The organism is Candidatus Margulisiibacteriota bacterium (genome assembly GCA_028706105.1).
In the GTDB taxonomy this organism is placed as follows: Bacteria; Margulisbacteria; Riflemargulisbacteria; order GWF2-35-9; family DYQY01; genus DYQY01.
This window is the reverse complement of record JAQWCF010000046.1, coordinates 1-15112: the sequence shown is the minus strand read 5'-3', so window position 1 is coordinate 15112 and position 15112 is coordinate 1. Positions and strand designations below refer to the sequence as shown.

Genomic DNA, 15112 nt, shown 5'->3' with positions numbered 1-15112 from the left:
TTTTAGAACCTGTACATCTGTAATAGAAATACTTTTTCTTCTGTTTGTTTATGGTGTGGCTGGGGGTAAGGGGGGAGCCACACCATAAACAATAAACTTTTTTAGCTAGCAAGAGAGAATTGGGATAGATGCTTTTTCTGTAATTTTTTGTTTGGATTATTTCCTGTACTTTCTCAAAAGTAATTTTAGAAATAAGGGGTTGATGGATACCGTTATAAACTTGGTTGTTCCAGATGACTTTACCTATATATGCTTTTTGTTGAAGTAAACTATATATTTGTCGCATATCCCATGGTTTATTATCTCTATTTTTAAGGTTATTTTCATTTAAGAAATTAGCAACTGCACAAGTGGAATGGGTTTCTAGGAATTTCTGAAAGATTACTTCTAGAATCTGTTTTTCTTTAGGGTATGGGACTAATTCCTTTTCAATAATGGAATAGCCATATATTCTGCGACCACCATTAAATAACCCTAGGCTAGCTCTGTGACCCATGACATCTGATATGCGTTCTGAAGTTTGTTCCCGTTCCAATTGGGCAAAAACCAGAGCTACACGGAGCATGGCTTTACCCATAGCTGTTGTTGTGTCGAAGTTTTCTTTGATGCTAATAAACTCAACTTCTTTTTTATTCATTAGGTTCATGAGGTTTTCAAAATCCATTAAAGACCGGCTCAGCCGGTCTAGCTTTTTGACTATGACTGCTTTGATTTTCTGTTTTTCTATATCCTTTATTAACTTCTGGTATTCTGGACGGTTGGTATTCCCGCCAGATTTGCCACGTTCAATATAGATGTTAAGTATCTGATAATTACGGAAATCACAAAACTTCTTTAGCTCCTTTTCTTGTTCTTCCAAAGAATCCCCTTCATTAGCCTGACGCTCTGTTGATACTCGGATGTATAAAGCTACTTTGAATTTATCTTCCATGATTAATTACTTTTCAAGGTGTTTAACAGCTTATAAGCTGTCTGTTCTATAGCAAACCAACCAAGATAAACCTTGAGATTGTCATTGTCTTCTATGCTACGACTAAAAGAATCCAGAAATTGTCCTAATGTTTGTCCTGTGCTTTCTCGAAATTCACAGATTAGATTCCAGATTTGTTCCTCGTATTTGGTATAGAATTTAATACAGTCAGAAGTATAAATAAGACTGCCAACACAACCACTAATACAACCATGAGTAATAATATCTGTTAGCTTGCCTTGTGGAGCATATCCTCGGTCATTACAAACAAACCGGATTAACCAATTCTCCAATGAACGCTTGCGCTCATAACTATATTCGAACTGTTTTATTAAATATCTTTTTAATTCTGTTTTAGTCATTTCTTTTCACCTTTCACTTTTTACTTTTCACTAGCCGTCTACTTAAGGTAGACGGCTTTATATGCGCCTTCCCAGCAACCGCCACACCTAAGTGGCTTCCATTTGATATTTGGGAATTCTGGAAGTGAACATTCTGAACAGAAGATAACCACAGGCAACTGACCAGCAAGTGCCTTGCGGATAGTGAACAAACTTCCCTTGCTCTCGCCATGCAAAAAGGCAACTATGCCAGATACAGCCTCGATTAACCGCATGTTACGTTGTAACAGCCCAGTGCGAACTATGGAATATTCTTCCTTCCCTTGTAGACTTCCCCAGATAACTGAACCACCGTACTGCTTGAACTGCCTAGTGAGTGCACGGACTTTGACTGGAAAACCCTCATAGGTACTCCAAGGACTGTACAGGGTGCCTTTGCTACTCTCGCCAACATGGACTAACTGGCTAAGACAATACTCGTCTGCACCAATAGCACCGCCACTGGCTATATGGCATTTGCGTTTAAGCAGGTCTTCCACAACTGAACCAACCAAGCCAGACTGGCTGGATGGTAACGACCTAGAACCTATAACCCCGATATGTTTTCTGACTTGTAACCTAACTTCCATAATGTGCCTCCTTTTGCTTTTGATGGGGCACTCTAAAACCAGAAAAAAAACAGCATGTCAAACAATTATTTTTTGTAATTTGGTTATCAACGATACAAGAGGTTTATAGCTTTAGAATCAATAACCCTAATGGAATAATTAGAAGAACCTGTTGAAAGAACTCATAAGTTGTATCACAATGATTATTGTCAAGTTTAACTATTAGTTCTCAATTTTTGATACTTGGTATGCGCAATATTATGTTTGGAGAAACACATGAAGAGTATAATATGAAAATACTACATACTTCGGACTGGCATTTAGGCAAAAGACTCGAAAAATTCTCGCGTATTGAAGAGCAACAAGAAGTGTTAAATGAAATTTGTGAGATCTCAGATTGTGAACAAGTTAATGTAGTAGTTATCGCTGGAGATTTATTCGATACTTTTAATCCCCCAATTGAAGCCATTGATCTTTTTTATAAAACACTGAAACGATTAACTAATAATGGTAATCGAGCAGTTATCGCTATAGCAGGCAATCATGATTCCCCAGATAGAATAGAATCTCCCGATCCTTTAGCCAGAGAATGCGGGATTATTTTTCTTGGTTATCCAAATAGCAAAACAACGCAGTTTAAATTAGAAACAGGACTAAAGGTAACAAAATCTGATAATGGTTTTCTAGAACTAAGCTTACCAAATACTAAATCACCACTCAGAATAATCAGCACCCCTTATGCTAATGAAACTAGGTTAAAAGTTTATTTAGGTTCAGAGGATAGCGAAGAAGAACTTAGACAAATACTACAGAAAAAGTGGCAAGAACTAGCAGACAATTATTGTGACAATAAAGGAGTTAATCTCCTGACAACTCATCTATTTCTAGTTGGTAAAGGTGAGGAGCAACCGGAAGAACCGGAAGATGAAAAACCTATTTTACATGTAGGCGGAGCACAAGTCGTGTACACAGAAAATATTCCCAAACAAATACAATATACAGCTTTGGGACATTTACACCGAAAGCTGATTAATAATAAAAAAGCACCTGTTATTTATTCTGGTAGCCCCTTGGCCTATAGCATGAGTGAGTCTAACCAGGATAAGTTTGTAATGGTTATTGATGTAGAACCAGATAAAGAAGCTATAGTTAAGCAAATTCAGCTAACTAAAGGGAAACGACTTATCAGACAAAAGTTTGATAATGTAGAAAAAGCAATTGACTGGCTTACAGCAAATCCAGAAACATTAGTGGAACTAACCATGGTAACAGATACTTTTTTAACTGCTGAGGAAAGGAAGCAAATATTAAATGCCCATCAGGGGATTGTTGCTATAATTCCAGAAGTTAAGAACATGGCAGGCTCAGCTGATAAAACTAACGAAATTGATCTTAATAAAAAGATAGATGATTTATTTATAGATTATTTCAAAAACAAATATAATCAACAGGAACCAAGCGTAGAAATATTAGACTTATTTAAGGAAATAAAAGCTACGGAGCAAGATAAATGATCCCGATAAGCTTAACATTACAAGGTATCTATTCTTATCAAAAAAGACAAACCATAGATTTTACTCAGCTTACAGAGGCTTCATTATTCGGTATCTTTGGCCCAGTGGGTAGTGGTAAATCTACCGTGCTCGAGGCTATCTCATTTGCCTTGTACGGTCAAACAGAGCGGTTAAATCAAAAAGATAATCTTAATTATAATATGATGAATCTAAAATCTGACGAGTTCTTTATTGAATTTGATTTTAAAGCAGGCAAAAATCATATTGATGATTATAGATGTGTTGTTAAAACGAAACGCAATAGCAAAAACTATGAGAATGTAGGTTCTTTTGATCGTAAATGTTATAAAAAAGAAAATGATGAATGGACCCCACTCGAAACTAAAACTGCAGAAGACATTATTGGTCTTAGTTATGATAATTTCAGGCGCACAGTAATAATTCCGCAAGGAAAATTTCAGGAATTTATAGGACTTAAAGATAAAGATCGAACAGATATGCTAAAAGAATTATTTGGGTTGGATAAGTTCGACTTATATGCGAAGACTGCGCAACTGGATTCCTCAAATAATTATGAAATAGAAAATATCAAAGGACAGCTTGAACAAATAAGTGAGGAAGCAAATCCTGACGTTATTACAGAAAAGAATGAAAAATTAAAACAATTAGAATCTGACCTAAAGATAATGAATAAAAAACAGCAAGAACTTACTGGTAAAGAAAAGAAGCTAAGTGAGTTAAAAAGTATCTTTGAGGGTATAAATAAACTAAGCAAAGAACTGGCTGAACTGGAAGAAAACAAAAAAGAATTTGCAACAAGAGAAGAGGAATTAAAAATATATGAATCTTGTCTAAAGAACTTTAAAGACATCATTAGCCAAAAGAAAAAACTGGAAGCAGACTTTCAGACATACAAAGAAAGCATTAAACAAAAAAATGAATCCCTGCTTATTAAAGCAAAAACTCTAGAAGAGACAACCATAGCATTCACTAAAATAAAAACAGATTATGACAAAAAAGATGAGCTAAATACCAAATCAGATGACTTAAGCCAGATAATAGAGTTAAAAGATATTGATAAGCATCTAAAAGGTTTAGAGTTGCTGATTAAAGAGCAAAAACAAATTCTGGATAAGAAAGAAGAAGAACTTAAAGCCACAACAACATATCTTAAAGCCAAAAATGAAGAATATAAAACAGCTAAAAAAGATATGCCAGACTGGGACAGCTTAAACAAAGTCCAGCTATGGTTTACAGAACAAAATCATTTAGCAACAACCCTTAAGCAAGAGCAGAAAAATACAGACGAACAACAAAAAATTATTGATAAATTACAAAAAGACAAAGATACATTATTAAACAACTCACTTTTGGAAGGGTTTTTATCTAGTAAAGATAAACTATTATTAACTAAAGAAATAACACCCATAATACAAAAAGAAATTGATAAAAAAGAAAAAGAAAAAACAGATTTAGAAAACAAAATAAGAGAACTAAGCATTAATGAAAAGATGGGTGACTATGTAAATCAATTAACGGATGGCAAGCCATGCCCCTTGTGTGGGTCTGCGGATCATCCACATATTTTAAAAGTTGAAGATGTTAAAGTAGAAATAACTAAAGTTGTCCTAAATAAAGAAACTATAATTAAGGAAATAGACGTTCTTTATAATATTAAAAATGACCTCAGTATTCTTTATGAGAACTTTAAGAACGTATACATCCAAAAACAAAAAGCAGATGATAAGATTAAACTAACAAAGGAAGACATAGAAAAACACAACATAAAATTTATATGGAAACAATACAGAGCAGACAATGAGGAACAAATAAAAGGCGATATATCTAAAGCCAATCAGTTTAAAGAAAAAGCAGATATTTATGAAAAAGAAATAGAAACCCTAAATACAAAGTTAGAAACAGAAACAAAACAAAGAGATACGCGAAAAGCATCATTTGAAGAAACACAAAAAGATAAAACAGCCCAGACCGCAAAACACGAAACAACTATAAAGCAACTTAAAGTACTTAAATATGAAGAATATATTGATAAAAACAAATCCCAATGTGAAACTGAGAAAATTGAATGTCAGACTAAATACAGTTATCTTGTAAAGGAACACGAAAGACTTAATAAGGAGATAAATGAACTAAACAAAGTTATTAGTGAACTGGGCGGTCAACTTAAAACCGAAGAAACTGCCAAAGTAAGCATTACGGCTGAACTGATAAAAAATATAGAAGAAATCAATAATCGCCTAATCAAAACAAAAATAGAAAACCTAGAAGATGTAGAAAAAATACTTGCTAAAGATATAGACATAGACGAAGAGCAAAAAAGAATAAAGGAATACAACGAAACCCTGATACAGACCAAAGCCAAATTAAAAAATGAACAAGATAAAATAAATGACCAGAAATATGACGAAGCTAATCATAATCAACTAATAGAAGAACTTGTAGGACTAAATAAAGATATTACAACCAAAAATCAGGCACAAGGTGCAATAAAAGAAGTTATCGCTAAACTAATGAAAGAATTAGAGACCAAGAAAAAGCTAATAACCAAGATGGACGAATTAATAAAAAGAAAAGAGAATATTGGAGTACTCAAGAGACTCTTCACTGCAAGTGGCTTTGTTAATTATATATCAACGAAATATCTACAAAATCTATGTAACGCCGCAAATGACCGCTTTTATAAACTCACCAGACAGCAGTTAAAAATAGAGATCACTGATAACAATACTTTTCAGGTAAGGGATTATCTACATGAAGGAAGAGTGCGAAGTATCAAAACTCTTTCTGGTGGGCAGACTTTTCAGGCCGCTCTTTCCCTCGCTCTAGCATTAGCTGACCAAGTTAATCAACTTGCAGGAGCCAAACAAAATTTCTTTTTCTTAGACGAAGGCTTTGGTACATTAGATAAAGAATCACTGCATACTGTGTTCGATACGCTAAAACAACTACATAAAGAAAATCGTATTGTGGGAGTAATTTCACACGTGGAAGAAATGCAGCAAGAGATTGATGTATATCTGGATATTAAAAATGATGAGGAACAAGGGAGTCTTGTTGAGAGGAGTTGGGAGTAATATAGTTAAAAAAAACGAAAGAGCAAGGAAAGGAGAATAAGATGCCAAGATCAATTTATTTAGTATGTACAAATCCTAGATGTGGTTTTGAAAAGAAAGTGAATGAGTATGCTCCTGGGGAACCAGCACCACCTAACGTCTCCAATCGACCAGGTTCATGTCCCGTATGTGGTCACCCGTTGAGACCAAGAATGTAGGTGATTAGAATGGTGAAGCCAAGAGTATTTGTAAGTTCCGTTATGGAAGAGTTTGAAGAATATAGAAATGCTGCTAGAGAAGTTATAACAGAATCTGGTGGATATCCTATATTAATAGAAGACTTCCCGAGTTCACCTATTTCATCACGAAATGCATGCTTGGACTTAGTGGATACTTGTGAAATCTTTACTATTATAATTAGTGATAGGGGTGGGTGGACATGCCCTTCTGGATTATTAGTTATTCAAGAAGAATACAATAAAGCAAAAGTAAAAGGTATCCCAATTATTGTTTTGATTGAAAATATAGATAGGGATAATGATGCTCAAGGGCTAGTGGAAATTGTTTCAAATTATGTCAGCGGTCATTTCAGAAAAATGTATAACAATATAAGTGAATACAAGACATTATTAAAATCAGCATTAGATCCAGTAATAGATACTTTTAATAATGAGGAGGCTACGATGAATATCATAGAAGGACTAATGGACAGTAGTTGCGACTTTAACTACAACGCAGGGTTAAGGTTCGTGGTGATGCCAGATAGAGATGTGGAAATATTTAACCAATCAATATTAGAATCCAAAGAATTTGATAATGAAATTATGGCAATAACCCATAATACAGATATAAATATTTTAAGCTATAAACACTCTTGCTGTACAAATGTAGAACTAAATAAGTTGATTATAACGCAAGAAGGGAATGATACATCCAATCGTTTAATAGATTTCGTAAGAATTGAAATATCAAATAAAGGAGCTCTTAGTTTAGATGTTAATGTTACTGGATTAGAAAACAGAAGTAATGGTGGTTATCATTTAGGGGATACAGCAACAATAGTTAAACAGGATGTTGAAAAAAGACTTAGTTCAATCTTTTTATTTCTAACAGCCTTTTATAACAAATTTGATCAGTATAATAAGTTTAATAAGTTTTACTACAATATATCCCTAAAAAATGTTGGACATAGAATATTTGTTAATGAACCGATTACTGGTTCTAGTGTAACAATGAACATGTCAGGCTCTAATGATTTCCTTGTTTTTGATAAAGAAAAAATGATTGCTAGACAAGCATTATCAGAATACCAAAATCATATTGACAATGCCATATCAATAATTCGTAGAAAAATGGATTAATGGAGGATTTATATAAAACAACTACATAAAGAAAATCGTATTGTGGGAGTAATCTCACACGCGGAAGAAATGCAACAAGAAATCGATGTTTATTTGGATATCATTAATGATGAGGAACAAGGAAGTATGATTAAAAGGAGTGGAAAATGAAAATAAAAACTATGAGAATTGAGAATTTCAGATCTTTTAAAGATGAAACAATTGAATTTGATAATTATAATTGTTTTGTTGGTTCAAATGGAGCAGGAAAATCTACTGTTCTGAATGCATTAAATGTTTTTTTTCGTGAAAGCAAGGACACCAAAACTAATTTAATTAGTCTCACTGAAGAAGATTTTCATCATAAAAACATAACCGATCCAATAAAAATCACAATTACATTTATAGACCTTTCTAAAGCGGCACAAGAGACGCTTTCGGCTTATTATCGACTAAACGAATTGACTATAACTGCAAAAGCAATATTTGATAAAGAAAGCGGAATAGCAACAATAAATCAATATGGCAATAGGCTTGCTATTAAGGATTTTTCGAAGTATTTTGAGGCTGATAAAGCTGGTTCAAAAGTAGGTGCACTACAGGCAATATATCAAAGTTTTTGTAGCCAATATATCGAATTGCCAAATGTAAAAACAAAAGGTGATATGGTAGAAGCATTACAAAATTATGAACAGGATCATCCTAAAGAATGTCTGTTAATTGAAAGTCCTGATCAATTTTATGGGTTTAGTGGAATTAGTAAATTACATCCTTATTTGCAATGGATTTTCGTATCAGCCTCTAAAGATATTATTCAGGAGTGCGAAGAAACAAAGTCTTCTGCATTAGGGCAATTATTACTTAGGACTGTAAGGAGTAAAGTTAACTTTAAAGAGAAAATTGATCAAATAACAGAGAGAAGTCAGCTAGAATATAAAACAATGATTGATGCCGAGCAACCATTGTTAGAACAGTTATCAGATTCACTTATGAATAGATTGAAATCATGGGCACATCCAGAAACTAGTATAAAAGTATTGTGGAAACAAGATCCAGCTAAATCTGTAAAAATATTGGAACCATGGGCTTATATAAAAATTGGGGAAAGGGGATTTGAAGGTGAGTTAGCACGATTTGGGTTAGGTCTTCAAAGATCATATATGCTTGCACTTTTGCAAGAATTGGCGATTTCAGAAACAGAAACTGGTCCAACGCTTTTACTAGGGATAGAAGAACCAGAAATTTATCAACATCCGCCACAAGCAAAATATCTTTCAGATGTTCTTTATGATTTATCACAGCAAGGTGCCCAACTTTTCCTTTGTTCACACAGCCCCCAATTTATTCCTGGAGATAAGTTTGAAACAGTTAGATTAGTTAGAGACTCTGGTAATCCTAGTTGTTCAAATGTTTATAAATTAACATATAAAGAATTAGCTAATGAATTAAATCTTGCAGGTGAGAAACTATATTCTGAATCTGGAATGGTTGCCAAGCTATATTCAGTTTTAAACCCAACTATAAATGAAATATTCTTTTGTAAAAAGATAATACTTGTAGAAGGATTAGAAGACATGGCCTATATAACAACGTATTTACTTCTAACAGAAAATTTAAATAAATTTAGATCAGCAGGCTGTCATATTGTAAATGTAAACAGCAAGAGTAACTTAATAAAACCAATTGCGTTAGCAAAACTATTAAATATACCTTTTTATGTTATATGTGATGCGGATACAGATAAAGATCAAATCAAAGATGAGGATAATAGGAAAAGTCAGGTAGGTAAACACAAAAAAGATAACAAATCGATTCAAATACTAATGAATCTAAAAACAATTGAAGAATGGCCCTTGGCAGATGTTATTACTACTAATTTAACAATGTGGAAAACTAATATAACAAAAACTGTAATTGATGACTTTAGTGAGACAGTTTTTAATAGTTTTTTAAATGAAGCAGAGAAAAAGTATGGTGATGCAGGTAACTTAAGAAAAAACCCATTAATAATAGCTACCGCATTGTGTTTGGCATGGGAGAAAGAAAAAAAATCAGACAAATTAATTGAGTTAATAAATAGGATTTGTAAGTTTGCTGAAAATTAAAAGGAAGGAAATAATAGTAATAAATTTAAATAAAAGGAGAAAAAAATGAATAATATAAATATGATTCCAGTTTCATCTTCAAATGTTGCAAAAATTGGTTATGAGGAAAGCACGAATACTTTAAGGGTAGAATTTTTAGATGGATCATTATATGACTATTCGGGCGTACCCCAGCCAGAATTCTATAATTTAAAAAATGCTTCTTCTGTTGGTGGTTATTTGAATAGCAATATTAAGGGAGTATACAAGTATAAGAAAGTTAGATAAATTAGTAATAGTAACACCTAGAAGTGCAAATATTTCAGACGAAAAATATATTAAATTTATTTTTAATAAATTTAATATGAATATTTTTACATTCAGTTTGATTATAAAAGTAAACAAGTTTTGCAGACAATTGACTAAAGCGGGAGCGTTTTCTTCTAATAAGTATGCATTTAACATATAATAAATAAATGACCTTTAACAAAATATTTGAAAAATACCATAAACTGACTATTCAAAAGATAACTGGCATGAATAGAGTTAAGTTAAATTACGTATTATTAATAGGTTTTATATTATACTCAATTCGAGTGTTTAATCTTATTGATTTAATACCCTCCATAATCAATATTACTATCTTACAGACATTAATACTTTCTGGTCTATTACTGTGCTTATTTAGAAGTCTCTTTATGCCAACAATAAAAAAATTCATACTCAATCTAAATAACAAACAAGAAGATTTCTTGTATTTTTTCCTTATTGCTACATATGTAATTTATTTATTGGTATTTCTTGATTTAATAATTAACAGCATTTACTGGCTACTAATTCCAACAGTGCTTCTTGCTACAGCATTGTGTTTGTTATTTATAACCTTATATTGTTTTAAAAAATACAAAAAGACGGGTGAACCACATGTAAATAAAGAAGAATACCTTTATTCTGATTCCTCTATTTTTGATTATGAACAAGACCTGCTTGATAGGAGGCAATTTATAAATGAACAACTAATGCCTATTATCGAGTCTGCTAATGCTGATTCATATGTTATTGGGGTTGAAGGAAAATGGGGCGACGGCAAAACATCAATATTAAATTTACTAGAAAAGACACTGCTATTAAAAAATAACTATGTGTTGCTAAAATTCAGTCCTTGGTCATTTGATAAAAACATCTCTTTGATTAAAACATTTTATACTGAAATTAATAGGAAATTTTCTGAATTATCAGACAATACCATAGTTCCTAAAATCCTAAAAAAATACTTTAAGTCTGTACAAGGCATTTCTATAAACAGCTGGGGAATTAATTTTAGCTTTCCTGATGTTGAAAAAAACAATCAAGAATTAAAAGAAGAAGTTGAAAATGCTATCAGACATGAAATTGGTGATAAAAAAATTATAATCGTGATAGACGACCTAGACAGACTTACAGCAAATGAGATTTTAAGCGTATTTCAACTTGTAAGGAATATAGGGAATTTTATAAACACGCGATTCATTTTGTCCTATGATAAAACTGAGTTAATAAAGCATATTTCAGAAAAAACCTCTCCCTCATTTGTTGAAAAAATTATTCAGTTTCCGATCCAAATTCCTAAAGTTGATTCAGAATGCTTAGAGGATTACTTTGAATCCCGTTTAACAGATTATTTTAAAAATCAAAATATGGAAAATTCCCTAAATGAATTTAATGATTTTAGTAATACAAACTTCTACAAAACAACATTTACGCCATACTTAAAAAATGTAAGACAAATAAAAAGAATTTTAAATTTATTTCTTAGTAACTATAAACAAATATACACTGAAGTTAATTTAAAAGATTATTTATTACTATGCATCCTTCAACTTAATCATCCCTTTCTCTACAACGATATTTGGACTAATAAATGGATATACCTTACTTATTCATGGGATGACAAATTTAAACATATTTACCAATATATACAGTTAAAAGGTAAGGATGAAAAAAATAGAATAGAAAAGCATTTTAATAACATTTTTATTACGGAAGAAAAAACAAATAAAATTGATTCAGTAGGGAAAGATTTAGCAACTAATATTTTAGTTGAGCTTTTCCCAACTCAAATAGGATATAAATTGTTTGGTGATAATTCTCTGAGTGGAAATGGCAAGGACTATTATGAGAAAAGAGCCATTAATTATCCAGAATGTTTTTTTAATTATTTTATGTATAAACCGCAGAAAACGTATATACCTCATAATGAACTTAACCCAATTTTTATTAGTGATGATGATTACAGTCAAACATGTGAAAAAGTCAAAAAATGCATCTCTAAATATAAAGCTGAAGATAAATTAGTTTCTTTTTTTGATAAAACTTTTATTTATTACAAATATTTAAATGAACCCCAAACAAAAGCATTTATTGATAGTATTATCAGTTTAAATGCTTCTTATAACTCAAAAACTAATAGTACCTTTGTAAGCCCAAATAGAAATGAATCTAACTACTCTGTAATTGCTACATTGCATTTGTTAAATAGTGAAAAGGTTTCTGATAAAAATGACTACATAAAGACAGTTATAAAAGAAAGCAAATCTATTTTATTTTGTTTTTATCTGCACGGAATACTATTTAACGATAAAGATTTTTACGCAGCTCTAATCAAGGATGTAAATAAACAGGAACTTGAAAAAGAAATAACAGATAGGTTTTATAAAGATTATGAAAAAAGAAACTTACTAGATGATATAGCAGTGAATGATGAGTATACTAACATTTTTAACAAAGTAGCAACTAACTTTTATCATAAAAATAAAAATCAGGAGTATTGTAAAAATGAAAAATTTGATATGTATATTAAGAAATGTTTAGAAGAAAAGAAAACACTTTTCACTGATTTTGCCTTATTAAATATGAAGGTCAAAAAAGGATTTTTTGAACAAAACAACTTAAAGGCTTTCATGGAGATTTTCGATATAGATTATTATCTTGATTTTGCGAAAGAACGGGTTAATAACCTTACTTTATTAACAGATTTACCAGAAAAAAATAAAATAGAAACTTTCATAAAACAAATTGAAGAAATTCACGTTCGACACGCAGAAAAAATATAATCTATTATCAAAAATGCTGACACATGGTCTTAGATATAACTTTATTTTGTTAAATTAATTAGCAAACCTTTTAACATCAACTTGCCAACTACCATCATAAAGTAATCTACAGTACTATAAGTTATGATAACTTATATATTATTATTTCAGATTGTTCTAATAAGTTATTATATCTTTTTACTAACTCTTCTTTATATTCATATACCTTCTGTTTGCCAATGGGTATCCCACATTGTATTACATGGGATTCCACCAAGCAGTTATTTACATGTAGCATTTCAATAAATTGTTTTACCTGATTGTAGAATAATATTATATCTTTCATAACGTCAGACTTATTTAGTAAGCCTAAACCAGAACACGAACTTTCATATATTGAAAAATAGTTTTGTGTGATTATCATTTTGGGAAAGAAATTATATTTTTTGTCTATATATTCACCAAAAGTCTCTATTAAAAACAATTTTATAGAGTACACTTCGCTTAATAATGAATTTTTTAATATATTCTTTTTATTGCGTGTTTTTATAATTTCAACCCAATTTAAACCTAAAAATGACAATAAGCTACCTGCTACAACGCCTAACAAAGTATTATTGTTTAAAAAAGATGATGTATGCTCAATAATGATATTTTCAGTTACCATTTTTATATTATATACTAACCACGACAGAATAAATCACTAAAACATGAAAATTTAAGGGAAATATAATCAGGTTTTTCACCAATTACATTTTTATCGAAAGCAATAGTTAATTGAGTTTTTAATAGGATTGGTATTACTCGCAATTATGGCTACCATAGCTAATCAGGAAAGATTAAGATTTTCTGAGTGTGTTAAGGCAAACTAGCCCCCCGTAGGGATTTATGCTTTTTTATAAGCACAGACGAACACTAATAATTACCTCTCCGCGGGGAACATAAATTTCAACTTTTGGGAATTCACAAAACAACAATATACCCCTACGCCAATATGCCTTCATTAACTGCTGTCTTTCATATATAATAAAATTATCGATTAAATTTACGCAAGGGATGCAATGATTGAATGAGCTTTAATAAAATACTAGAAAAACATCGCAATCTTGCATATTCAGAAGCTAACAAAGGAAATCGTTTTGAACGATTAATGCAAGGGTATCTATTAACAGACCCTAAATATGCTTATCTGTTTAAAAAGGTTTGGTTATGGAGTGAGTTCCCATATAAAGATGAACTGGGAGGACATGATACAGGTATAGATATTGTTACTTTAACCAACGATGATGAATACTGGGCAGTACAGTGTAAATGTTATAAAGAAGACACGACTATAGACAAAAAAGGTGTCGATTCATTTCTATCAACAACAAGTCGTGAATTTAGAGACGAAGCTGGAAATATTATTCGATTTTCATGTAGATTATGGATTTCAACCACTAATAAATGGGGAGCAAATGCTGTAGAAGCAATTAAGGCACAAAATCCGCCTGTAATTAGATTAAATTTATATGAATTACAAGAAGCACCTGTAGATTGGGGAAAACTAGACAAAGGTATCTTTGGAGAACTTTCCCGAACTGAAAAGAAAACAATTAGACCACATCAGCTTACTGCATTACAAGCAACACATGAATATTTCAAAAACAATGATAGAGGTAAGTTGATAATGGCATGTGGTACAGGGAAAACATTTAATGCTTTGCGTATTGCTGAAAATGAAACTGACGGTAAAGGGCTAATCCTTTTTCTTGTCCCATCAATAGCCTTAATGGGGCAAACTCTTCGTGAGTGGAGTGCCGATGCAGTTGAACCAATAAATGCAATCTGCATTTGCTCTGACCCTGAAGTTTCACGCAAAAAGGATAAAAATGAGGATATTGATAGCCTAAGTATAATTGATTTGGCTCTGCCAGCTAGTACAAACATTCATAATATTGTTAAACAGTTTGACCATGTTGAGAGTAATGGGAAAAAAGGAATGACCGTAGTCTTTTCTACTTATCAAAGTATTGAAGTTATATCTCGTTCTCAAAAAATGTTGCAAAAGACTGATGAAACAAAAGGCATATTTGATTTAATAATCTGTGACGAAGCTCATCGCACGACG

At 31.7% G+C, this 15112-nt stretch carries 12 protein-coding genes; 8 read left to right on the top strand and 4 right to left on the bottom strand.

Annotated features, from left to right (window positions below; genetic code table 11):
• The 3 genes from PHF25_05905 to PHF25_05895 form a co-directional block, all read right to left on the bottom strand.
• Positions 1–931 (bottom strand): recombinase family protein (locus PHF25_05905; protein MDD4527556.1); only part of this gene is annotated, 931 nt, incomplete at its 3' end.
• Between the two features lie 2 nt (positions 932–933).
• Entirely contained in the window at positions 934–1332 is a 399-nt protein-coding gene (locus tag PHF25_05900; GenBank protein MDD4527555.1) for a hypothetical protein, read from the bottom strand.
• A gap of 38 nt (positions 1333–1370) precedes the next feature.
• Entirely contained in the window at positions 1371–1940 is a 570-nt protein-coding gene (locus tag PHF25_05895; protein MDD4527554.1) for a DNA-processing protein DprA, read from the bottom strand.
• 269 nt (positions 1941–2209) lie between these two features.
• On the opposite strand from PHF25_05895, the gene sbcD reads away from it, so the two are divergent.
• From sbcD to PHF25_05860, 7 genes are all read left to right on the top strand, one after another.
• Positions 2210–3433: an exonuclease subunit SbcD gene (gene sbcD / locus PHF25_05890; GenBank protein ID MDD4527553.1), complete on the top strand. Its 1224-nt coding sequence runs from the start codon at positions 2210–2212 to the stop codon at positions 3431–3433.
• The gene (locus PHF25_05885) at positions 3430–6528 is read left to right on the top strand and encodes an SMC family ATPase (protein ID MDD4527552.1); all 3099 of its coding nucleotides are present in this window, start codon (positions 3430–3432) and stop codon (positions 6526–6528) included. Before sbcD ends, PHF25_05885 begins: the two co-directional genes overlap by 4 nt.
• Positions 6529–6569: 41 nt before the next feature.
• The gene (locus tag PHF25_05880; protein MDD4527551.1) at positions 6570–6725 is read left to right on the top strand and encodes a hypothetical protein; all 156 of its coding nucleotides are present in this window, start codon (positions 6570–6572) and stop codon (positions 6723–6725) included.
• Positions 6726–6734: 9 nt separating this feature from the next.
• The gene (locus tag PHF25_05875; GenBank protein MDD4527550.1) at positions 6735–7868 is read left to right on the top strand and encodes a DUF4062 domain-containing protein; all 1134 of its coding nucleotides are present in this window, start codon (positions 6735–6737) and stop codon (positions 7866–7868) included.
• Between the two features lie 146 nt (positions 7869–8014).
• A complete protein-coding gene (locus PHF25_05870) occupies positions 8015–9952 on the top strand; it encodes an AAA family ATPase (GenBank protein ID MDD4527549.1) in 1938 nt (645 codons plus the stop codon).
• Positions 9953–9997: 45 nt separating this feature from the next.
• Positions 9998–10219, top strand: a complete 222-nt coding sequence (locus tag PHF25_05865; protein MDD4527548.1) for a KTSC domain-containing protein — start codon at positions 9998–10000, stop codon at positions 10217–10219.
• Between the two features lie 188 nt (positions 10220–10407).
• Complete coding sequence (locus tag PHF25_05860) at positions 10408–13023, top strand: P-loop NTPase fold protein (GenBank protein MDD4527547.1); 2616 nt, start codon at positions 10408–10410, stop codon at positions 13021–13023.
• 121 nt (positions 13024–13144) lie between these two features.
• On the opposite strand, the gene PHF25_05855 is transcribed toward PHF25_05860, so the two are convergent.
• A complete protein-coding gene (locus PHF25_05855; GenBank protein MDD4527546.1) occupies positions 13145–13669 on the bottom strand; it encodes a hypothetical protein in 525 nt (174 codons plus the stop codon).
• A gap of 402 nt (positions 13670–14071) precedes the next feature.
• Between PHF25_05855 and PHF25_05850 the strand changes: the two genes are divergently transcribed.
• A partial coding sequence (locus PHF25_05850; GenBank protein MDD4527545.1) for a DEAD/DEAH box helicase family protein occupies positions 14072–15112 on the top strand: 1041 nt, incomplete at its 3' end.

What these genes read in the sequence shown, in the direction of transcription:
- PHF25_05900 (MDD4527555.1), bottom strand. Translation starts at nt 1,332, where the DNA reads ATGACTAAAACAGAATTAAAAAGATATTTAATAAAACAGTTCGAATAT.
- PHF25_05895 (MDD4527554.1), bottom strand. Translation starts at nt 1,940, where the DNA reads ATGGAAGTTAGGTTACAAGTCAGAAAACATATCGGGGTTATAGGTTCT.
- PHF25_05880 (MDD4527551.1), top strand. Translation starts at nt 6,570, where the DNA reads ATGCCAAGATCAATTTATTTAGTATGTACAAATCCTAGATGTGGTTTT.
- sbcD (MDD4527553.1), top strand. Translation starts at nt 2,210, where the DNA reads ATGAAAATACTACATACTTCGGACTGGCATTTAGGCAAAAGACTCGAA.
- PHF25_05885 (MDD4527552.1), top strand. Translation starts at nt 3,430, where the DNA reads ATGATCCCGATAAGCTTAACATTACAAGGTATCTATTCTTATCAAAAA.
- PHF25_05870 (MDD4527549.1), top strand. Translation starts at nt 8,015, where the DNA reads ATGAAAATAAAAACTATGAGAATTGAGAATTTCAGATCTTTTAAAGAT.
- PHF25_05860 (MDD4527547.1), top strand. Translation starts at nt 10,408, where the DNA reads ATGACCTTTAACAAAATATTTGAAAAATACCATAAACTGACTATTCAA.
- PHF25_05875 (MDD4527550.1), top strand. Translation starts at nt 6,735, where the DNA reads ATGGTGAAGCCAAGAGTATTTGTAAGTTCCGTTATGGAAGAGTTTGAA.
- PHF25_05865 (MDD4527548.1), top strand. Translation starts at nt 9,998, where the DNA reads ATGAATAATATAAATATGATTCCAGTTTCATCTTCAAATGTTGCAAAA.
- PHF25_05855 (MDD4527546.1), bottom strand. Translation starts at nt 13,669, where the DNA reads ATGGTAACTGAAAATATCATTATTGAGCATACATCATCTTTTTTAAAC.